This is a genomic window from Streptomyces sp. TRM68367 (assembly GCF_014495685.1).
Classification (GTDB): domain Bacteria; phylum Actinomycetota; class Actinomycetes; order Streptomycetales; family Streptomycetaceae; genus Streptomyces.
Genome location: NZ_JACTVI010000002.1, coordinates 253542 through 274220 on the forward strand (window position 1 = coordinate 253542; position 20679 = coordinate 274220).

Annotated in this window: 20 protein-coding genes and 3 pseudogenes; 5 read left to right on the forward strand and 18 right to left on the reverse strand. The window is 70.9% G+C overall.

Features of this window, described 5'->3' with window-relative positions:
• Positions 1–64 precede the first annotated feature (64 nt).
• Both H8R17_RS02670 and H8R17_RS02675 read right to left on the reverse strand, forming a co-directional pair.
• Positions 65–2434 (reverse strand): cation-translocating P-type ATPase, encoded by a 2370-nt coding sequence (locus H8R17_RS02670; RefSeq protein WP_187821448.1) that lies wholly within the window; start codon positions 2432–2434, stop codon positions 65–67.
• A gap of 187 nt (positions 2435–2621) precedes the next feature.
• Complete coding sequence (locus H8R17_RS02675; RefSeq protein WP_187821449.1) at positions 2622–2831, reverse strand: heavy-metal-associated domain-containing protein; 210 nt, start codon at positions 2829–2831, stop codon at positions 2622–2624.
• A gap of 116 nt (positions 2832–2947) precedes the next feature.
• Between H8R17_RS02675 and H8R17_RS02680 the strand changes: the two genes are divergently transcribed.
• The gene (locus H8R17_RS02680) at positions 2948–3370 is read left to right on the forward strand and encodes a heavy metal-responsive transcriptional regulator (protein WP_187821450.1); all 423 of its coding nucleotides are present in this window, start codon (positions 2948–2950) and stop codon (positions 3368–3370) included.
• On the opposite strand, the gene H8R17_RS02685 is transcribed toward H8R17_RS02680, so the two are convergent.
• From H8R17_RS02685 to H8R17_RS02695, 3 genes are all read right to left on the reverse strand, one after another.
• Positions 3360–4109: a tRNA-dependent cyclodipeptide synthase gene (locus H8R17_RS02685; RefSeq protein WP_223124537.1), complete on the reverse strand. Its 750-nt coding sequence runs from the start codon at positions 4107–4109 to the stop codon at positions 3360–3362. The genes H8R17_RS02680 and H8R17_RS02685 overlap by 11 nt on opposite strands.
• Positions 4110–4521: 412 nt before the next feature.
• Positions 4522–5058: a hypothetical protein gene (locus tag H8R17_RS02690; protein ID WP_187821451.1), complete on the reverse strand. Its 537-nt coding sequence runs from the start codon at positions 5056–5058 to the stop codon at positions 4522–4524.
• Positions 5055–5759, reverse strand: a complete 705-nt coding sequence (locus H8R17_RS02695) for a VPS10 domain-containing protein (protein WP_187821452.1) — start codon at positions 5757–5759, stop codon at positions 5055–5057. The genes H8R17_RS02690 and H8R17_RS02695 overlap by 4 nt, the downstream gene beginning before the upstream one ends.
• 424 nt (positions 5760–6183) lie before the next feature.
• Between H8R17_RS02695 and H8R17_RS02700 the strand changes: the two genes are divergently transcribed.
• The 4 genes and pseudogenes from H8R17_RS02700 (at position 6184) to H8R17_RS02715 (ending at position 9475) form a co-directional block, all read left to right on the forward strand.
• On the forward strand, positions 6184–6546 hold the full coding sequence (locus H8R17_RS02700; protein ID WP_316959292.1) for a hypothetical protein: 363 nt from the start codon (positions 6184–6186) through the stop codon (positions 6544–6546).
• 35 nt (positions 6547–6581) lie between these two features.
• Positions 6582–7738: pseudogene (locus H8R17_RS02705) on the forward strand (flavoprotein); the annotation flags it as partial.
• Positions 7739–7763: 25 nt separating this feature from the next.
• Positions 7764–8231: pseudogene (locus H8R17_RS02710) on the forward strand (ArsI/CadI family heavy metal resistance metalloenzyme).
• 7 nt (positions 8232–8238) lie between these two features.
• Positions 8239–9475 (forward strand): annotated as a pseudogene (locus H8R17_RS02715) (MFS transporter).
• A 543-nt stretch (positions 9476–10018) separates the two neighbouring features.
• Here the strand turns inward: H8R17_RS02715 and H8R17_RS46235 are convergent.
• From H8R17_RS46235 to H8R17_RS02775, 13 genes are all read right to left on the reverse strand, one after another.
• Complete coding sequence (locus H8R17_RS46235) at positions 10019–10141, reverse strand: hypothetical protein (RefSeq protein ID WP_262504934.1); 123 nt, start codon at positions 10139–10141, stop codon at positions 10019–10021.
• Positions 10142–10316: 175 nt separating this feature from the next.
• Positions 10317–10460: a hypothetical protein gene (locus H8R17_RS02720; RefSeq protein WP_187821453.1), complete on the reverse strand. Its 144-nt coding sequence runs from the start codon at positions 10458–10460 to the stop codon at positions 10317–10319.
• Positions 10461–10644: 184 nt separating this feature from the next.
• Positions 10645–11460, reverse strand: coding sequence for a 3-deoxy-manno-octulosonate cytidylyltransferase (locus H8R17_RS02725; RefSeq protein ID WP_262504935.1), 816 nt, complete (start codon positions 11458–11460; stop codon positions 10645–10647).
• Positions 11444–11995: an NUDIX hydrolase gene (locus tag H8R17_RS02730; protein ID WP_187821454.1), complete on the reverse strand. Its 552-nt coding sequence runs from the start codon at positions 11993–11995 to the stop codon at positions 11444–11446. The genes H8R17_RS02725 and H8R17_RS02730 overlap by 17 nt, the downstream gene beginning before the upstream one ends.
• A gap of 4 nt (positions 11996–11999) precedes the next feature.
• A complete protein-coding gene (locus H8R17_RS02735; protein ID WP_187821455.1) occupies positions 12000–13121 on the reverse strand; it encodes an adenosylhomocysteinase in 1122 nt (373 codons plus the stop codon).
• A 31-nt stretch (positions 13122–13152) separates the two neighbouring features.
• Positions 13153–14151, reverse strand: coding sequence for an NAD-dependent epimerase/dehydratase family protein (locus H8R17_RS02740; protein ID WP_316959287.1), 999 nt, complete (start codon positions 14149–14151; stop codon positions 13153–13155).
• Between the two features lie 33 nt (positions 14152–14184).
• On the reverse strand, positions 14185–15021 hold the full coding sequence (locus tag H8R17_RS02745) for an aminoglycoside phosphotransferase (protein ID WP_187821456.1): 837 nt from the start codon (positions 15019–15021) through the stop codon (positions 14185–14187).
• Positions 15018–15674, reverse strand: coding sequence for a histidine phosphatase family protein (locus H8R17_RS02750; protein ID WP_187821457.1), 657 nt, complete (start codon positions 15672–15674; stop codon positions 15018–15020). Before H8R17_RS02750 ends, H8R17_RS02745 begins: the two co-directional genes overlap by 4 nt.
• Complete coding sequence (locus tag H8R17_RS02755; protein ID WP_187821458.1) at positions 15671–16426, reverse strand: phosphotransferase; 756 nt, start codon at positions 16424–16426, stop codon at positions 15671–15673. Before H8R17_RS02755 ends, H8R17_RS02750 begins: the two co-directional genes overlap by 4 nt.
• Positions 16423–17268, reverse strand: a complete 846-nt coding sequence (locus tag H8R17_RS02760) for a class I SAM-dependent methyltransferase (RefSeq protein WP_187821459.1) — start codon at positions 17266–17268, stop codon at positions 16423–16425. The genes H8R17_RS02755 and H8R17_RS02760 overlap by 4 nt, the downstream gene beginning before the upstream one ends.
• A gap of 31 nt (positions 17269–17299) precedes the next feature.
• Positions 17300–17812: a topology modulation protein gene (locus H8R17_RS02765; RefSeq protein ID WP_187821460.1), complete on the reverse strand. Its 513-nt coding sequence runs from the start codon at positions 17810–17812 to the stop codon at positions 17300–17302.
• A 96-nt stretch (positions 17813–17908) separates the two neighbouring features.
• Positions 17909–18961 (reverse strand): hypothetical protein, encoded by a 1053-nt coding sequence (locus tag H8R17_RS02770; RefSeq protein ID WP_316959288.1) that lies wholly within the window; start codon positions 18959–18961, stop codon positions 17909–17911.
• A complete protein-coding gene (locus H8R17_RS02775) occupies positions 18958–20676 on the reverse strand; it encodes a carbamoyltransferase C-terminal domain-containing protein (protein ID WP_187821462.1) in 1719 nt (572 codons plus the stop codon). The genes H8R17_RS02770 and H8R17_RS02775 overlap by 4 nt, the downstream gene beginning before the upstream one ends.
• Positions 20677–20679 lie beyond the last annotated feature (3 nt).

Consider the following 20679-nt stretch of genomic DNA (forward strand, 5'->3'; position numbering starts at 1 on the left):
TAACCTTAGTTGCTTAGGTTTGCTGTGATGGTGCGGGTTGCCTCGAACGGGAGATCCGCGGCGGCTACTGGCGGTGGGCGGGCTGGAAGCGGCGCAGCCGCAGGCTGTTGCTGACGACGAACACCGAGGAACTGGCCATCGCGGCCCCGGCGATGAGCGGGTTGAGCAGGCCGAGCGCGGCCAGTGGCAGGGCGGCGACGTTGTAGGCGAACGCCCAGAAGAGATTGCCCTTGATCGTGGCCAGTGTCCGGCGGGCGAGGCGGATCGCGTCGGCGGCGCCGCGCAGATCGCCCTTGACCAGGGTGAGATCGGCTGCCGCGATCGCGGCGTCCGTACCGGTGCCCATCGCCAGGCCCAGGTCGGCCTGGGCCAGCGCGGCGGCGTCGTTGACACCGTCGCCGACCATGGCGACGACCTTGCCCAGCGCTTGCAGCCGCTTGACCTCGGCGACCTTGTCCTCAGGGTGCACCTCGGCGATGACCTGCTCGATGCCCACCTCGGCCGCCACGTGCTCGGCAGCAGCAGTGTTGTCGCCGGTCAGCAGCACCGGGGTCAGACCCAGCTCCTTGAACTGGGTGACGGCTGCCGCACTGGTGGTCTTGACGGTGTCGGCGACCACCAGCGCGGCGCGCACCTGGCCGCCCCAGGCAGCGAACACGACGGTACGGCCGGCGCGCTCGGCCTTCTTCTGCGCCTGGACCAGGGCGGCGGGGATCTCCAGGTCCTGGTCATCGGTCAGCCAACTCGCGCGTCCGGCGAGCACCTGGTGTCCGTCGACCGTGCCGGTGACGCCGCGCCCGGCGTGGTTGGCGAAGTCGGTGACGGGTGCGAGGGCGCCGGTCTCGTCGGCGGCGGCGTCCGCGATCGCCTTGGCGATCGGATGCTCGCTGGCGTGCTCCAGCGCGCCGGCCAGCCGCAGGATCTCGCCCCGGTCCTCGCCCTCGACGGTGATCACGTCGGCGAGGCGCATCTTGCCCTCGGTGACGGTGCCGGTCTTGTCCAGCACGATGGTGTCGATCCGGCGGGTGGACTCCAGCACCTCCGGGCCCTTGATCAGCAGCCCCAGCTGGGCACCGCGCCCGGTGCCGACCATCAAGGCGGTCGGCGTGGCCAGCCCGAGCGCGCACGGGCAGGCGATGATCAGCACCGCCACCGCCGCGGTGAGTGCGAGGGCCGCGGGGTAGCCCAGGGTCAGCCAGGCGACCAGCGTCTCGACCGCCAGCAGGATCACCACGGGCACGAAGATCGCGGAGATGGAATCGGCGAGTCGCTGCACTTCGGCCTTGCCGGTCTGCGCCTCCTCGACCAGACGGGCGATCTGGGCGAGCTTGGTGTCTGAGCCCACGCGCGTGGCCCGTACGACGAGACGGCCTCCGGCGTTGACGGTGGCGCCGGTGACCGTGTCGTCCGGGCCGACCTCGACCGGCAGCGACTCGCCGGTCAGCAGCGACTCGTCCACCGCCGAGGTGCCCTCGACCACCACCCCGTCGCTGGCGATCTTCTCTCCGGGGCGCACCACGAACTCGTCCCCAACCGCCAACTGGTCAATCGGCACGCGTATTTCGCGTCCGCCCGCCCGTCTCCCACCACCGCCCTCAACGGAGAGCGCTTCGCGCTCGCCCCCTTCGTATCGCAGCACGGTGACGTCCTTGGCGCCCAGGTCCATCAGCGCCCGGATGGCCTCGCCGGCACGTCTGCGGGCGCGGGCCTCGAAGTAGCGGCCGGCCAGGATGAAGGCGGTCAGCGCCGCGGCCACCTCCAGATAGATCTCCGGCTGACCGGCATGCTCCCCGGACCGCGGCAGCAGGGAGAAGCCCATGCTCATGCCGGGCTCGCCCGCACCGCCCCAGAACAGGGCGTAGACGCTCCAGACCCAGGCTGCCAGCACGCCGAGGGAGACCAGGGTGTCCATGGTCGCGGCCCGGTGGCGCAAGTTCAGCGCGGCGGCGCGGTGGAAGGGCCACGCCCCCCACAACGCCACCGGCGAGGCCAGCGCGAAGGCCAGCCACTGCCAGAAGCGGAACTGCAGGGGCGGGACCATGGACAGCACCACCACCGGCACGGTCAGCGCCGCCGAGACCAACAGCCGGTCCCGCAGCGCCCGCACATGCCGCTCCTCCTCGCTCCCCAGCCCATCACCAGCCGCTGCCTGACTCCCGGTCGCAGCCGAGGCGGGCGGCGCGGGCAGGCTGGCGCCGTACCCGGTGGCCTTCACCGTGGCGATCAGGTCCTGCGGCGTCAGATCCTCGGGGTAGCCGACCCGTGCGCTGGCGGTGGCGAAGTTCACCGACGAGCTCACCCCGGGCAGCTTGTTCAGCTTCCGCTCGATCCGCGCCGCACACGAGGCGCAGGTCATGCCGGTGATGGCCAGATCGACGGACTGCGCCGGTTCGGCCTGCTCGGCCGCCGTCGGCTCGGAGGTCGTGGTCGTCATGTTCGAGGCTCTTCCTTGGGCTGCGAGGACCGGAGACTGGTCAGGGAAATGGCCGACCGGGGCACGTGCCCGGCCGGCCGCGCGTCGCCGGTGGCGGGCGTACGGACGGGGCATGCGCCGCGCGGACACTCCGGCCAGGTCTTCGCCGACCAGCAATCCCCTGATCCTCGGTCGTTCAGGGGTGGGGTCAGGCGCCGACCAGTTCGTAGCCGGCCTCGGTCACTGCCGACCGCACGTCCGCTATCTCCAGCGGGCTATCGCTGAAGACGGTGACCCGCCCGGAATCGACGTCGACGTCGACCTTCTGCACACCGGCGATGGCGGTGATCTCCTCGGTGACGGAGTCGGCGCAGTGACCGCAGGTCATGCCGGTAACCGTGTAAGCGGCCTCGCTCATCGAACGCTCCTGGCTTTCAGGGGACGCCCGCGGCGGTCGGGCTCGCGGTTGTCCAGGGGACTGAGGATCCCCACCGTTACACTTCCAGCCCACTGGAACTTCAAGCCGGGAGCGCCATGAAAATCGGTGAAGTGGCCGAGCTCACAGGAACCAGCACCAAGACCATCCGCTTCTACGAGGAGTCGGGCCTCGTGCCACCCCCGGCCCGCACACCCAGCGGCCACCGCGTCTACGGCCTCGACACCGCCGACCGGCTCCGCTTCATCCGTCGCTGCCAGGCCGCCGGCATGACCCTGCAGGAAGTGCGCCAGATCCTCACCGTGCACGACCGCGGCGAAAGCCCATGCGGCCACGTCGGCCGCGTACTGACCGAGCGCCTGGAGAACGTCCGCGCCCAGATCACCGAGCTCGTCACCCTCGAAACCCACCTGGAATCCCTGCTGGCGCACGCCGCCCAGGGTCGGCCGACCGACCACGACCGGGCCGGCGTCTGCTGGATCCTCGAAACAGAGCCCGCCGAGCCCGCGATCACCGACTGACGGGAAGCCGTACGAGTGCGGGTTCCGGCCCGGCCGGTACGACAACGGCGAACCCCTGCCCGGCCGCGGGCCGCCAGTCCAGCTCACCTCCGTACAGGCGCCGCAACACCTCCGGCGGCCGGTGATAGCAGAACACCGACGCCTCAGCCCCGACGATGGACGGGGTATCGACGAACAGCGGCAGCTCCGCCAGGAAGTAGCGCACCGCCCGCTCGACCTGCTCCGCCCCCGGCGCCTGCCCCGGCGGGAGCTTCCCGGCCAGCACCCAACCGGTGGCCTCCCGGCACGCGTCCCGGAAGCCCGCGTCCTCGGCGTACCGCCGCAGCCCGCGCTCATGCAGCCGTACGAACGCCGCATTGCCCGCCAGCTCGGCCCACCCCAGCACCCGCGCCGCCGCGTCCGCCACGCCGAGGGCCCCGAGCGCCGCGACGATCTTGTTGCGGGTGTACTGCCCCTGCCGCCGCGCCTTCCACGTGGCCCTTTCCGGCGCATACCCCAGCGCCTCCAGAGTGAAGGCACTCGGCGTGTCCGGCACGAAGAAGTCCACCCGCTCGAACCGGGCCAGCCCCCACGCCGCCAGCTCCCGGATCCGCGCCGTGGAGAAGTAGCCGTTGAACGGGCTGATCCCGAAGCACGCGTGCTCGGCCCGCTCCACCAACTCCGCGCAGCGGCTGCTCAAGGGGGTCACCGCCATCCGGTCCGCGCGGCACCCGTGCTGATCTGGTTGACCTGTACTCATGGCCCGACGCTAGGACCCTCCCCGTGCGGCAACAGCAAGTCCGACCCGGGCCGATTCCCCCGAACGAGGTGCTCACCGGCTGCCGACGAGCGGATCGCCGCTGACACCGAACAGTGTGGGCAGCGACGGACCCGGCGCTCGCATCGGCCGGGACCACCCCACGCTCGGTGAGGACGCCCATGCTGGTGCTGGGCATGAGGGAGCGGGCCGGTGGCGGGCGACCTGCTGGGGGTCGCCCTCGTGGTCCTGCTCTGAGGGGCGTACGTGGGGGCGTGGCGCGGCTGCGTACATGCGGAGAGCGCCGACCCGTCCTGCGGTCCCTGGTCCTTTCCGAGCCGGGCGTGGCCGGGGCGCCCGTGGGTCCTGCCTTGGCCACCGCACGGACTGGGGGCCTGGCGCATGGCCGGCGCCGTTACGAGGACGGCGTGGTGGGGTCGCGGAAGTCGGGCGGCAGGGCCCGGTTGACGCGGGCTGCGAGAGCGGGTGCGCAGTCGCGCAGGCCCTGCCGGGTGACCAGAAGCAGGGACAGCGTGGTTCCGGTCTCGTCGTCGATCGGGAAGCGGGCGTTGGGGTACCGCCGGGAGAAGGTGATGACCGTATCGGCGTCCCGGGCGAGCGACGCCTGCTTGCCACTCTCGCCCTTGACCGTGGCCCGGCAGGTGGCGTCGATGTCGTGCAGGGCCTCGTGCACGGGGCGTACCCGGGCTGCGGGAGGCGTGACGGCGGGAGCCGCGGCGCTCGCGGTCGCGGTGGCGGCCGATCCGCTGCTGCCGCCGGACCGGTCCCGCACAGCCACCACCCCCGCGACGGCCAGAGCGCCCGCCACGGTCGCGGCCACCGCCCACAGCAGCAGGCCCGGCCCGCGGCGAGCGGACCGGCCGGTGTCCTCGGCCGCCGTGGCGGGCGCCGGACCGGGTATGCCGTCCTGCCCGGTCGGTGGTGTCGTCACGCAGTGGCCTTCCAGGTGGTGCCGCCGTCGGTGCTGCGGAAGGTCCGGGCGTTCTGGCCGTCCAGCGCGCCCGCGTACAGGGTGCTGCCGGTGGTGTCGTAGCCGACCGCACTGGTGCCCTTCGGCAGGTCGGCCTGCTTCCACGTCTTGCCGCCGTCGATGCTCAGCTCGGAGCCGCCCATGCCGACGGCGACGATCTGGTTGATGTCCTTCGGGTTCCAGGCGGCGGCCATCGTGCCCATCGGGCCACCGAGGCTCTTCCAGGTCTTGCCGCCGTCACTGCTGGTCTGCAGCCCGCTGGACATGTCGGGGGCGATCAGCCGCCGCGGGTCCTTCGGGTCGACCAGGATGGTGCCCATGAAGGAGCGCCCCGCCTCGGCGTCGACCGTCTTCCAGCTCTTCCCGCCGTCGCTGGAGGCGAGCAGCCCGGCTTCCGGGGAGGCGACGTAGACGGTGTCTCCGGTGGCGCCGATGGCGTGCGCATCGCTGACCGCGCCCGCGCCGGTCACCTTGGTGAACGTCGCTCCGCCGTCGGTGGACCGGAACAGCCCCGGGTGCCCGCCCACCAGTACGGCGTCCGACGTGATCGCCCACCCCATGGGGTCCGCCCCGCTCAGCGAGGGCACGTCCTTCCAGGTGCTGCCGCCGTTGCTGGAGACGGCCGCTGCCGCGTGCCCGCCGACGAAGAGCCGGTCGCCCACCACTTACACGGTGTGCAGGTCGCCGCCCACGAAGGGGCTCGGTCGCCGACCCGGCCGACGCGCCGCCGGAACCGTCGCGAGTGACCCAGAGGATCCCGCCCGCCGCGACCACCGCCACGGCCAGGGCGGTGCCGCCCCGGCGCAGCCGCCGCGCCCGCTGCTCGGCGCGCCGGGCCTCGGCGGATCGCTCGGCCGCCTTCGTGCGGCGCCGTTCGGCCTTGGTGGCTCCTGCCGAGGGAGCCTTGCGGGAAGGTGTGGAGGTCATGGACGTGCTTCCTTCATGTGGGGTATGCGAGGGCGTGAGACAGGCGTGGAGAGGAAGGGGCGGTCAGACGAACTGCCGGCCTCGGAGGCGTCGGTCGGTACCGAACCGTGTCGCGAGGAGCCCGCCACGTACACCTGAAGACGTACCGCCGAAGCGTTGGTGGGGAGCATCGCCCAGCTGGACGAGGAGGGCGCGGTGCAGGTGCTCGTCTCCGATCTGCGCGGGGACCAGGCCCCGGTCCTGGCCGCGGTCGGCCTGATGCAGTTCGAGGTCGTCGCGGCAAGGATGGCCGGCGAGTTCTCCGCCCCGGTCAGGCTGGAGACGCTGCCGTACCGCCTCGCGCGGGCCACCGACGTTGCCGGCGCCGAGGAACTCAACCGCTCCCGGATCAAGGGCGAGGCACTCACCCGCCTCCGCGACAAGACTCAGCTCGCCCTCTTCCGCGACCGCTGGCAGGCCGACTCCTTCCAGCGCGAGTTCCCCGCCGCCCGCCTCGACCACCTCATCGCAGCCCACGGCTGACCCTTCGGCGGTGTGGAGTGAAGGCACCGACGACCGCCCCGACCGGCTGGGCCCGCCCCGACGGCGCCGCCTACCCCACCGGCGGCGACTGGGCCGAGAAGTACCTCCAGCCGCTCGCCGACGTGTTCGGCGACAAGATCCGCTACGGCGCCACGGTCACCGGCGTCGCCCGCGCGGGCCGGGACCGCATCGTCGACTCCGGCCGTGACGAGCAGCCCTTCACCGTCCACATCCAGCTCGCAGACGGCCGCGAGGAGCTTCTTGCCGCCCGCGCCGTCATCGACGCCGTCCGGCACCTGGTCCACCCCCAGCCCGATGGGCGCCGACGGCCTGCCCGCCCTCGGCGAGAAGACGGCCGCCGAGCGCATCTCCTACCGCGTCCCCGACCTGGGCGACCCGGCCGTACGCGCCCGGTACGCGGGCAAGCGCACTGCAGTCATCGGCTCTGGCGCCTCCGCCTTCACCGCCCTCGCCTACCTCTCCGACCTGGCCAAGGAGGAGGACGGGACCCATGCGGTGTGGATCCTGCGCCGGGGCATCGGCGCGAACACATACGGCGGCGGCGAGGCCGACGAGCTTCCCGCCCGCGGCGCCCTGGGCCTGCGTGCCAAGGCCGCCGTCGAGGCCGGCCACGCGAGCGCGGTCACCGGATTCCGCACCCAGTCCATCGAACGGGACGGCGACCGACTCGTCCTCGTTGCCGAGGACGGCCGCCGCCTGGATCCGGTCGACGAGGGCATCGTCCTGACCGGCTTCCGCCCCGACCTGTCCTTCCTCTCCGAGCTCCGGCTCGGACTCGACGAGCGTCTCCAGGCGCCGACCGCGCTGGCCCCGCTGATCGACCCGAACGTCCACTCCTGCGGCACGGTCTACCCGCACGGCGTCAACGAACTTGCCCACCCGGAGCAGGGTGTCTACCTGGTCGGCATGAAGTCCTACGGCCGTGCCCCCCACGTTCCTCGCCATGACCGGTTACGAGCAGGTCCGCTCCATTACCGCGGCGCACGCCGGGGACCGCGAGGCCGCCGAGCGCGTCGAACTGACCCTGCCGGAGACTGGAGTCTGCGGCGGCGCCGGCCTGTTCGACGACCCCGACGCCGCCCAGAGCAGCGAGGGCGGCGGCTGCTGCGCCGCCCCGGCCACCCTGCAGATCGGCATCGGCGCCCCAGCCACCACCCCCGGCGGCTGCTGACCCCACCCACCCCAGGAGGTTCGCCATGACATCCCGCGTACAGCTCGCCCTCCGCGTCCCCGACCTCGGCGCATCCGTCGCCTTCTACACGAAGCTGTTCGGCACCGAGCCCGCCAAACTCGGTGATGGCTAGGCCAACTTCGCCATCACCGAGCTTCCGCTCAAGCTCGTCCTGATCGAAGGCACCGTGGACGAGGCAACGCGCATGGACCACCTCGGCGTCGAGGTCGAGAGCACCGAGGCCGTCCACGCCGCCACCGCTCGCCTGGGCGAGGTCGGTCTGGCGACAGACGTGGAGAACGACACCACCTGCTGCTAAGCCCTCCAGGACAAGGTCTGGGTCCACGGGCCCGGCCAGGAACCCTGGGAGGTGTACGTCGTCAAGGCCGACGCCGACTCCCTGACCAAGCAGCAGAGCAGCACCTGCTGCGGCGGCCCCGCCGAGGCCGACACCGGCGCGCAGGAACCGGTCGCTGCGGGCGGCTGCTGCTGACCCGCCGATGACCGACATCGACACCAGCGGGGCCGTGACCGGGACGGGGGACCGGTCACGGCCCCGCGGCGCGCTGCCTGCCCTGTGCGCCGCCCAGATCACCAGCTGGAGAATCGTCTACTACGCGTTCCCCGTCCTGAACCCCGAGATCACGCAGGCGACAAACTGGCCGGCAGGAGCGACCACCGCGGCGTTCTCGCTCGGCCTAGTCATCTCCGCGCTCGCCGGTATCCGGGTGGGGAGGATGCTCGACCGGCGCGGCCCGCGCACCGTCATGACGGCAGGCTCAGCCCTTGGCGCCGCCAGCCTGCTCGTGGTGGCTACGGCCCCCAACCTGCCTATGTTCTTCGCCGGTTGAGCGCTGGCCGGAGTCGCGATGGCCGCCACGTTCTACCAGCCCGCGTTCGCCGCCCTCACCTGCTGGTGGGCCCCGGACCACGTCCGGGCCCTGACGATCGTCACCCTCGCCGGCGGTCTGGCCTCCACCGTCTTCGCACCCCCGACGGCCCTGCTCGCCGACCACCTGTCCTGGCGGCACATCTACCTCGTGCTGGCCGGGATCCTCACCGCAGTCACCATCCCCGCCCACGCCCTCGCGCTGCGAGCGCCCTGGCCGGACGCCCCATCCAGTCCTGCGCACGCCGCCGCAGGCGTGGCCCCGGTGGTGCGCAGCCGGTCGTTCCTGCTGCTTGCTGCCGTCTTCGCCCTGTCGTCCTTCGCGATGTACGCCGTCGTCGTCGCCCTCGTACCGCTCCTCCTGGAACGCGGGTACACCACCAGCCAGGCAGCATGGGCGCTCGGACTCGGCGGCGCCGGACAAACCCTCGGCCGCACCCTGTACGCCACTCTCGCCCGACGCACCGCCGTGGCCACGCGCACGACGACCCTGATCGCCGCCGGCGGCATCACCACCGCCGCCTTCGCCGCCGTACCCGGGCCATACGCCCTGCTCATTGTCGTGTCGCTCGCGGCCGGTATGGTCCGCGGTAACCTCACCCTGCTCCAAGCCACCGCTCACCGACCGCTGGGGCGCCACCCACTACGGACGCCTCTCCGGCCTGCTCGCAGCGCCAGCAACCACCGCCGCAGCCTTGGCTCCCTTCGCCGGTGCCGTGCTCGCCGCGCCACTCGGTGGATACAGCCACCTCTTCGCGCTCCTCGCCGTCATCTCCATGGCCACCTCAGTCACCGCGCCCTGGACTGCCCCTACCGACGCCAACCCGCCCGGAGCGCCACTCCGCTGACAGACCCGCGCGGTGTCCGCCCGGCCACTGCTCGTATCCCCAAGTGCTGCACTTCTCCCAGCCGGGCAGCCAGAACGGGTGCGGGCCGCCCTGGGTCAGGTCGGGCTCAGCGGGCGCGCCTTGGGAACCGGGTGCGGTACGGCGTTGGCGAGGGGCGGTTTGGGTCAGGCGCCGTCCGGGCGCAGCGGGATCAGGTTTCCCGAGGCGGGTTGGTTTTGGCCGGTGGAGTCCCGAAGGATGAGGACGGCGGCCGCGAGGACTACCTGCTCCGCTCGGTGCTGGGATTCGGCCTCGGTAGCCTGGGACTCCTTCAGGCGGACCCCTTCTTTGCGGAGTCGCTTTTCGACTTCCGGCGTCTGGTGCGTCTCTGCGCTCCCGGTCACGCTTCGACCGCGGTAGAGCACGGGCCACCTGACCGTGGCAGTGGCGCCCGGACCGAAGAGGGCGCAGCGGTACCTGGAACGTCAACATCGCGTCGACCTCAGGCCGTCGCAGCCCCGCGCTCAGCGTCAGCCCCACGATTGAGGTGTTTCGCAGCCTCGGTTAGTCGCCCAGAGCCTCGTCCGCCAGGACCGGGGCCTGAAGCATGGGATCGCCGTACATCGCGGACAGGATCATGTGCGGGGAGTCGAACGGGATCGGCCGGCCGCCGGGGCTGTCGAGCACGATGACCAGCGGCCAGCCCCGGTCCCTCAGACCTTGAGCTGGCCAGCGGCCTTCTTGATCTGCTTGCGGATCCCCCGACTACCTCATCATCGCTGGTGAGCACACCCGGCGCGAGCGCTTCGGTCAGCGAGCGGGACATGTCTCGAACGCCTTCACCTCCGCGAGGGGCGTGAGTTCAAGGACTCACAGGAGTGTGGCGTGGGCGAGTGGTGTGGCGGCCGGTGACGAACTCGGGCTCCACCCCGAAGGTGTAACCCCGCTCACGGAGGTAGCGCGCGACGCGCCCTTCGGCCATGTCGCCGATCCTGGGTGCTGTCACGCGGGCAGTATGCCCCCAGCCGGGGTCGGGGCGGCCTGAGCGCTCGACTTGGCCGAAACGACCACTGGGCGGGGTACGGGCGGAATCGGAACTGTCCTGCGTGTGCGGCCGTCAGTTCCTGCGGCGGAAGGAAGTCGTTCTCACCTCAAGGGCCGACAGGCCGCCCCGTCGTGCCAGCGGTTAATCATGCGTACTGGGCGAGGAGGCTCTCGGCTCGCGCTAGATCCTCAGGGGTGTCCACCGCTACGCCGTTGTCCTCGACAGGGATCATCTGCACGGCGTGGCCGTGTTCGACGAAGCGCAGCATCTCCACTCCTTCGGCGCGCTCCAAGGGCCCTTGCTGGAGCTGTCGGAAGTGTTGGAGAGCTGGGCCGGTGAAGCCGTAGAGGCCCAGTTGGCGGAGGTACTTCGGTCGGTCGCCCTTCGGGTAGGGGATGGGCTGGCGCGAGAACATCAGGGCCTCGCCTTGGGCCGAGACAACGACCTTGACGACGTTGTGGTCCAGGACGGCGCCGACGTCGGCTAGTTCGGTGTACGCGTTCACGGCGAGCGCGCCCGGCGGCAGGTACTCCAGGGCCTCGGAGATGGCGTCGATGGCGGTCGGCGAGATGAACGGCTCGTCGCCTTGGACGTTGATGTACGCCTCGGCCGGCAGGCGCTCGGCGACCTCCGCGACGCGATCGGTGCCGGTGAGGTGCTCTCCGGTGCGGATGCACTCGATGCCCAGCTGGCGGCACGCCGCTTCGATGCGTTCGTCGTCGGTCGCCACGACGGCGCCGTCGAGACGTTTGGCCTCCAGGCACCGCTGGTGGACGTGCCAGAGCAGCGGCTTGTCGCCGAGGCGGGCCAACGGTTTACCGGGAAAGCGCGAAGCGCCCCAACGGCAGGGTATGACGGCGACGTGCTGGCGCGGTGTGGCGTCGGGAGTCAGAGCTGTAGTGGCGGCCACGGCGTCCTCCTGGTGGTCGAGCAGGGGCGGGCCTTCAGGGAAGCAGGGCAAGCTTGGAGCGGACGGTGGGCGAGGCGGCGCTCGTGAACGGCCGCCATTCGTAGCCGTCGACCTCCTCTTCCTGGAGGGTCACCGCGTGCTCTGCGCCGAGACGGAAGACCCAGCGGAAGTCCACGTGGTGGTGGGCCGGTTCGTCCTTGGAGGGGTTCGCGTCGATGGTGTGCACGTCGATGTCGAGGGGAACGTCTTCGAAGCCGGAGAGGGGAACGACGGCGCTGGGCGGGATGCCTGCCTCCTCGTGCAGTTCACGCAGGGCGGTGTCGCGCAGATGCCGATCGTTTAATTCGTTGTGGCCGCCGGGCGCCAGCAGTTTCCCGGACGCCTTGTGCACGATGTGCAGCACATGCCGGGCGCCGTTGATGACGATGGCGCTGCATGTCACGTGGGCGGGGAACGTCTTGCGGTTCGTGGGGTCGTCCGCGGCGGCGAGCGCGGCGAACAGCAGGGTGAGGGAGTCGCGTTCGTCCGGGTGGCGGGCGAGGTACGCCTCGGTGACGGAGCGGACGTGGCCGACGGAGGGAGGCACTGGGTCACCTTTCGAAGTGGTGGAGCCAGGTTCTGGCGATGGAGCCGCGGTCGGCCGCCGGCATCTCGTGCAGTCCGGGCTGGAAGCGGGCGTGGCTGAGCGCGGCGGTGGCGGCGAGTATCTCGGCCTGGACGAGGTGGATGTACGCGCCGACAGCGGCGCCGTGCACGAAGTTGACGGCACCGCCGTCAGCGAGGACGTAGAAGTAGTGGCCGGTGACCTCGTATCGCGTCAACTGGGCGCTGACAGGGCTGCGCTGGTAGAGGTCGTGGAGGCTTCCGAGTTCGAGTTCGTCCTCGGAGGAGGTCACCGATCCGAGGTACGCGCCGTTGCGCAAGGCGGCGAAGTCTCCCTGCCGCAGGGCGAGATTGCCGGTGGCGCACAGGACGAGTTCCGCATCGCGTACGGCCTCGGCGGTGGACGCGCTGGTGCGGAAGCCGAGGGAGTGCGCCTGGACTCGCTTGATCGGATCGTTGTCGTACACGGTGACGCGCAGGTCCTGGGCGCGCAGGGTCTGGGCGATGGCGCGGCCGATCTTGCCGAAGCCGATGACGCAGGCGTTGCGGCTGGTGAGGATGTCGCCGCGGGCGCGGACGAGGGCTTCGGTGGAGAACACGATCGAGCGGCCGACGAGGTGGTCTTCGCAGTCCTTGAGCGGGGAGCGGGCCACCGAGACGACCGGGCACGGCAGTTTGTCGAGGGCGGCGTACCGCTGGTGTCCGTTCTCGGTGTCCTCGACGATGCCGAGGATGCGGCCGGAGAACTTGCCCACGAGAGTGTCGAGGCTTGCCGCGAAGTAGCCGCCGATGTCCACCAGGACGACGTCCCGGCCGCCCGCTGTGTCCTCCAGGTAGTCCAGGGCCTGGGTGTTGTCGGTGAACCGTTCTCGGGTCAGGTCGTGGACGGGGAAGGTGCGGCGGACGGTGTCGAGGGTCGGCTGGTGGATCGATCGAGGTTTCGGCAGCACAGCGCCGACCGTGGACACCGCGGTCATGGCCCGCAGGAATGCCGGCCGTTCGGGGAGCAGATGCGTGATGACGAGCGTCGTGATCGCGTCGCCGGCAGGGAACTGCGTCGTGATCTGCCGGAAGAAGGCGTCCAGCCGCGCTCGCTCGGGACTCTCCACTGCGTTTCCTCTCGGGCTCCGGGCCGCGGGGTTACGCGGCTCGGCTGTAGTTGGGGACCTGGGCGGCCAGGGCCTGCATGTGGGCGCGCAGGCCGTTGTGGAGGTCGACTCGCGGCTGCCACCCGAGGACTTCTCGGGCACGGCTGGGGTCGGCGCGGGTTAGGAGGACGTCACCGCTGCGCGCGTGGTCCTGCTGGAGCTGGATGTCGCGGCCGGTGAGGCTGGTGGCAATGTTGATCACTTCCAGCAGCGATGCGTTCGACCCGCCGCCCACGTTGATCGCGCCCTGCGCTGTCGGCACGGTCGCGGCGGCGATCGTGGCGGCGACCACGTCATCGATGTAGGTGAAGTCGCGTCGCTGGTGACCGTCTCCGTACAGGCGAAGCGGCTGTCCGGTCAGAGCGGCCTGCAGGGCGCGGTGGGTGAACATGTCGGCGCGCTGGCGGGGGCCGTAGACGGTGAAGTACCGCAGGGCGACGACGCTGGGACCGACGGGGCGCTCGGCGTAGGCGAGGCAGAGCTGTTCCTCGGCCAGTTTGGTCACGGCGTACGGGGAGGCCGGCTTCGGACGATCGGCCTCGACACTCGCGCCGCCGTCGGTCGGCCCGTAGACGCTGGAGGAGGACGCAACGACCAGTCGCGGGACGCCGATGCGGGTGCAGGCTTCCAGGACCCGGTGGGTGGCCAGCACGTTGGACGCGAGGTAGTCGCTGAACTGCGGCCCCCAGGAGGGCCGTACGCCGGGAATGCCGGCGAGGTGGAAGACCGCGTCCGCGTCGATCAGGAGTGGGTCGATCGCGCAGTTGAGGAGGTCGGCGGTGATGTGGTGGTACCCCGGGAGACCGCGCAGGGAGGCGAGGTTGGCGATGGCCGTGGCGTCGGTGGAGGGGTCGCGGCGGTCGACGCCGATGACCGTGGTGCCGGCCTGGACGAGGGCTTGTGCGAGGTGGGAGCCGATGAATCCGGCGGAGCCGGTCACCACAGCCCGGCGGGGGGCGGCGGTGGTCGGGTGCTGCTCGTGCTGCGGCACGGGAATCTCCAGGAAGGTAATCGAAGGGGGAACTCAGGTGAGGCGGGACAGGACGGTTCGGCCGTGCGTGCTCAGGGTGAGGTCGTTCTCCTTGTGGCCCTTGACCAGGGCGGTGGTCGCCTCGATGGCGCCGAAGGACTCCAGAAGGCGCCGTTCGGCGTCGGTCAGCGGGCGGCCGTACCCGTCGAGGAAGGCGGTTCGCAGGTGGGGCGCGGCCTGCCAGCGGCGGAATTCGAGCCGGGTGAAGTCGCGGATGCGGGCGTCGCGTCGCATGTGTTCGAAGTCGCAGATACCGAAGGTGTCGCCGACCAGCCAGTTGCGCGGCTGGTAGTCGAGGTGGCAGACCGCGCCGTCCATGAGGCTGTTGTCCAGGATGGCCGCGTGGTGCTTCAGCAGGTTCCGCTCGGCTGTGTCGATCAGGTCGGCGTGAACGGCCCGGTCGATCCAGCTCTGGAGGCGCTCGGCGAGCGCTGCGCCGACGGCGCCGCCCTGGGGCATGGCGGTTGCCCGGTGGAGCTTGCCGAGGACGTGGCCGGCCACGTGATGGGCCAGTTCCTCCTCGGGTGAGCCCGGGGCCGCGGTGTCCGCCCGATCGCCTGCGAGCGCGGTCAGCAGAAGGGTGCGGGTGGCGTCGTCACGGCCGACCAGCTTCGGCGCGTGGCCGATCAGGTGGGTGCCCCATGTCCGGTAGGCGTGGAGTTCCCCTGCGTACCGGTCGTGCTCGGCGTGCTGCTTGGCGACGAAGTGACGCCCGTCGCCGGCCACCACGCGCACGACCCGGGGAGGGAGCAAGGGGTCCGGCGCGATCTCGACGGCGCCGAGGAGGCAGTGCGCCAGTTGGATCCGGGGATCGTCCGATGTGGCGATCACGGGGTCGGCTCCGGTGTGAGGAGGCTGAGGTGCTCGGTGTCGTTGTGCCGATCGAGCATCCAGCGGGTCTGTCCCAGGCGGTTGCGGTGGTGCTGCCAGCGAGTGATTGAGGCGTGGTTGTGCGTGAAGCCCGCCGGCGAGCCGATCGGGATGTCCAGGAGCAGGGTGTGCGCGGTGATCACCGTCTCTCCGTGGGCGGCGAACACGATGCGCTTCCCCTCGTTCTCCTCGACGAGCTGACTCAGGTTCTTGCTGGCGCGCTTCAGGTACCCGTTCCAGGTGTCGGAGCCAGCGGCCCAGGGAGTGTCGGGGTGCGCATGCGGGCCGCCGTTGGCGGCTGTCTTCACCGCATCCCAAGGTTTGCCGTCGGCATCGCCGTGGACGGGGCCGTCGAGCCGGTCGTCGAAGTGCAGCGGAATCTGGAGCGTCTGGGCGATGATCTCGCCGGTCTGGACGAGGCGAATCCGCGGGCCCGCGTAGACCATGTCGAAGGGCCTCTTCAGGTGCTCGGTGGCCAAGCGGCGCGCGGCCTGTTCGGCCTGGGCGTACCCGAGGTTGGTCAGTCCGGTGCAGGTGCGCGGGCCCCCGACGAGGCCGTCGGCGTTGCACTGGGCCTGGCCGTGCCGTACGAAGACGAGTTCGGTGGTGATCATGGGGTTCCTCGGAGGTGGGAGCGGAGCGGCCAGCGGTAGCCGTTGCGCCCGACGTACGGGGCGGTCAGGACGGCGTGCAGGGCCAGGAAGTCGTCGAGGCGTCCGCGGTTCGTTGCGTCGAGCCGGGAGCTGTAGCATCCGGCCGCCGTGTTGTACGCGCATAGGGCGGCGTTGACGGCTTGGTCCGTGAGTGGTCCGTACGTCAGGTGGAGTGTCGCGATGAGCTTGGCGAGGTCGTATCCCATCGGGGCTAGGGACAGGTCGTCGGTGTCGACGGTGACGATGTCCCCGGCCGCGGTGATGATGAAGTTCCGGGGGTTGCTGTCCTTGTAGAAGGCGAGCGGTCCCTGTGCGGTCTCTTCCAGCAGGCGGAGCATCGCGTGCAGGGCCACCTTGTTCGGCAGGTAGCCCTGCTCGTGGCGTCGCCGGAGCGCGATCTCTCGGGTGCCGAGGTAGCCGTCGAACGGCGTGCCGTCGTTGAATTGGTGCGGAGTGCCCAGCGACGCCGACTGCAGGTCGCTGCGCCATGCGGCACCGTGCGCGTGGCCCAGCAGTTCCGCCATGCGCGGCAGGTCCTCGGGGCGTACGGAGCGGCCCTCGACCCGCTCGAACGCCAGACTGGCCGGTCCGATCTCGTGAAGGGCCGGCTGTCGCAGCGGCTTCGCGTGCTCTTTGATCCACCGGTAATGGCGGACAGCTCCCGCCGCGCGCTCCGGTGTCTCGTAGTGCTTGGTGAACGGTGGGAGGGTCATGCCGGCTCCTCCTTCGCCTGCGCGACGACGAAGGTGATGAGGGACCGAGTGGTCAGCGGCTGGTCCGGAAGGAACTCGTGCAAGGTCGCTGCCAGGGCCCCGGGGTTCCCGTACAGGCTGGGCGCGAGCTCGTACTTGGGGTTGGTGGCGAGGTACTGCGCGAGGTGGTCGTGGCCGTCGAAGGTGAAGGCGTGCTTCTCGTCCAGGGTGGCGATCACGTCGAGCGAGGAGGTGGCCAGAGCGGCGAGGTTGCCGCTGTGCGCGGCGGTGTAGAGGCTCTCGTGCTTCTCGGCCCGCACATCGAGGCCGGCCGCAGCGACCAGCTGGTCCATCTCCCGGTAGCTGTCGAGTCCCTTTGTGACGAGTACGGCCAGGCCCCCGGGGGCCAGAACTTTCGCGATCTGCGCGATGACGTCGTTGGGCCGCGGCGAGTGGTAGAGGCAGAACGCGGCGACGGCGACATCGCACGACCCGGCGGGCAGCGGGAGGTCGTGGAAGTCACCTTCGACGAATTCCGCCACGGTGTCGGGCAGTTCCTCGGAGCGTGCGCGGGCCTGGACGAGCAGGGCGGGGGCGGCGTCCAGGCCGATGACGCGCCGGGGCCTCAGCTGCTCGACGATGGCCAGGGTGCTCGTGCCGCGACCGCAGCCGATGTCGAGCACCATGCCGAGGCGGTTCGGATGCGCGTGGTGGGTCTGCACCAAGCTAACGATCGTCTCGGGCACGGGGCGGCCGGACGTCTTCGCGCGCATCAGGGCGCTGGTCCGTCCGGCCAGCCGGGAGGCGTGCCCGTACAGCTCCTGCTGGCGGGCGGGGTCCAGGAACGGGTTGGGCTCGTTCATGCCGCACCCCCGCTCCGGGGGCGCGGGCCGTTCAGGACTGCTCGGCGGCCACCTTCCGCAGCCAGCGGCGCGTCTGGCGCCGGTTGGCCAGCAGGACCACGTCGGCTCGGCCGGCGGCGTACTCCTCGATCTTCGCCATGACCCGGGGCCGCATCTTGCGGCGGTACGTGGCGACGTACTTGATCACGCCCCAGTGGATGCGGTTGTGTACGCCGTTGCCCTTGTGCCCGGCCCCGTGCCGGATCTGCCGGGAGAAGATCCCGTACAGGGCCGTCACGGTCGACACGTCCATAAGGATCACTGTGTCGCAGGCTTCGAGCCGCACCGGCAGCGTCGAGTTGTAGTTGCCGTCGATCACCCACCGCGGCTTCGCGACCAGCTCGCGCTGCACCTCGGTGAATTTGTCCATGGGCAGCGCGTTCCACTCGTCGTCGTAGAACGCGGCGTCCAGGTGCGTCACCGGGGCGTCGAGGATCCTGCCCAGTTCGCGGGCCACGTGGGATTTGCCGCTGCCTCCGCAGCCGACGATGGCGACCTTCTTCATGGTGCTCCAGCGTAGAGAGGTTCGGGTGTGCGGCGGAGCCATCCCCCCGGACACGTTCGGATGATCCAGGCGTCAGAGCCTGTCGAGCGGACTCCATCAAGCAGCTCCCCGCTCGGTCGCCGTGGTCTGGACGAGCCCGTGCAGTGCGGATTCGAGGGTGTCGACCTGCTTGTTCAGGCCGAACAGGCGCAGGCGGTCCACGCACGCCGCGATCAGGTCGGCGTGCTGCTGGGTGTCGGCGATCTCGCGGAGGTAAGACAGCCGCTCGATGACGTCTCGGCCGGAGCGCACGATCAGCTCCTCCGGTACGAACCGGTCCGCGAAGCGGACGTCCGCCGGGACCAAAGGCAGGCACCCGGCGAGCACGGCCTCGAAGATGCGCTGCGTCATCTGCCCGACGGCGGCGTACCGCTCGGGCAGCATGAGGACCGTGGCCAGAGACCGGCCGTAGACGTCGGCGGCGGCTTCGAAGGGGATTCGGCCGACGAAGTGGACGTCCGGCCAGCGGTCGGTCTTCGTCCACTTCCCGGCGACCAGGTGCTCGACCCGGGCGGCAGCCGGGGCGAAGAAGCGGTCGAAGGGCTCGTCGCGGTCGTACTGGTTGCCCACGTAGCCGAGCGCGAGGTCCCGCGGTCGCGCGGCGAGGGTGGCGGGGTCTGCCTGGGCGATGAGGTCGTCGGCGACGGGGAAGAGGAGAGAGCGCGCGCCCAGGGTCGGCGCGAGGGCGGCCTCGCAGACGAGGGTGTGGGCGGTACGCCGCCATACGCTCTCGGCCCGCAGGGTGCGGTCCTTGTCCCAGATCACGGTGGGCGTCCGGTGCCGCACGGTGTAGTGGTTGATGAGTTGGGCCTGGCGGTGCAGGTCGCAGGTGTGCCCCTCGGTCCCGCAGACCGTGGTGTTGCGGCCGGTGATCGCCCAGCGCCATTCCAGGAACAGGACGTCGATGCCCGGGGTGCCGTCGTCGAAGGTGTACGCGCCGCCGAGGTCGTCGCCGGCTTCGAGGCGGTCGCGGTCGGCCTGCAGGAAGACGATGTCGTGGCCGCGGGCGATGAGGGCGTCGATGAAGGGGCGCCGGTGGCTGCGTCCCCCGTCCGGGGTGTCGGTGACGCCGTTGCCGAGGAAGCCCCAGAAGCTGTATCCGATCCTCACTTGGTGATCCACCGCCCTTCGAGGAGCAGGGCGTCGAGTCCGGAGTTGGCCAGGCAGTCCAACGCCATCTCGGGCGTCCCGCAGATCGGCTTGCCCTTGACGTTGAGGGAGGTGTTGATCAGCACGGGCACGCCGGTACGGCGGCCGAAGGCGGTCAGGACCGCGTGCATGAACGGGTTCTGCGACCTGGTGACGGTCTGCAGGCGGGAGGTGCCGTTGGCGTGCACGATGGTCGGCACGCGCTCGCGCGTCTTGTCCGTCACGCCGGAGGCCATGGACATGTACGGTGCCTGCTGGCCGAGCGTGAAGAACTCGTCGGCGCGCTCGGCCAGGACCATGGGGGCGAAGGGCCGGAATGGTTCGCGGAATTTCACGGTGGCGTTCAGGCGCTCGACGACGCCGGGCTCCAGCGGGGAGGCGAGGATCGACCGATTGCCAAGGGCGCGCGGCCCGGCTTCGACGGCCCCCTGGAACAGGCCGACGATGGTGCCGTGGGCCAACTGGTCGGCGAGGAACTCGGCAGTTTCGATGCCCAGGGTCTTCTGGTGAAGGCCGGGCCAGGGCGTGAGGTCGAGGGGCTGGTCCTCGTAGGAGGGACCGAAGTAGCAGCTGCGGGCGACGCCGGCCAGAGGGCGGGGGCTGCGTCCGTCGACATGTACGGCGAGGGCGGCGCCGATCGCGGTACCGGCGTCACCGGGCGCGGGCGGCACGAAGACCTCGTCGAAGATGCCGGCCTCGATGATCTTCCCGATGCTCACGCAGTTCGTGGCGACACCGCCTCCCACGCACAGGCGTCGGGAGCCGGTGAGCACGCGAGCGCGGCGGGCCAGGTGCACCATCACCTGCTCGGTCCGCTCCTGGAGGGCAGCCGCCAGGTCCCGGTGGAGGTCCGTGAGCGGCTCGCTCGGGTGCCGTTCGGGGCAGGTCTCGGCGACGAACTGCTGGGATGTCCTCGGGTATCCCGACGTGAGGGTGCGCGTGGGGAAGTAGCCGGGATTGATGCGAAAGCCCGTAGCCGTCGTGCGGACCGCCTGGGCGAACAGGTGGCGGAAGCGGGCGGGGTCGCCAAGGGCGGCCAGCGCCATGACGGTGCCTTCCTCGTCGCCCCGGCGCCAGCCCAGGTGCTCGGTGACGGCGCCGTACACGTACCCCAGGGAGGCCGGGTCGTTGATCGCTTCCAGGGTCTGTGTGCGGGGGCGATGTGTGCCGTGGCCGCGGGCGATAGTGGTGGTCTGCCGCTCGCCGAGACTGTCGACCACCAGTACGGCGGCTTCGTCCCAGCCCGAGGCGGCGAAGGCGGTGAGCTGGTGGGCGCGGTGGTGCAGGATCGGCGCGACGCGGGCAGAGGGGAACTGCAGGCCGAGGATGCGCAGGCGCCGTTGGGTGCGCACGGCCACCTTGGCGAACCCGTGCGCTCGGGCCAGGCTTCGCTCGCGTGTCGCCGGGGAGAGCGCCAGGCGCAGGGCGGCGGGCGACTCGGCGAGGTAGCGGGCGGGCTGGAAGTTGTAGGCGACGGCGTCCACGTCGGCGGCGGTGAGTTTGGCCTGGCCGAGCAGCCACTCGATGGCCCGGGACGGGTAGAGCTTGGTGTGCTTCTGCTCGGAGAGGCGCTCCTCCTCCACGAAGCCGACCAGTTCGCCGTCCACGAGGAGGGCGGCCGACGAGTCGTGGGTGTACGAGCACAGGCCGAGGACGACCGAAGGCGTGCGCTTCATGGC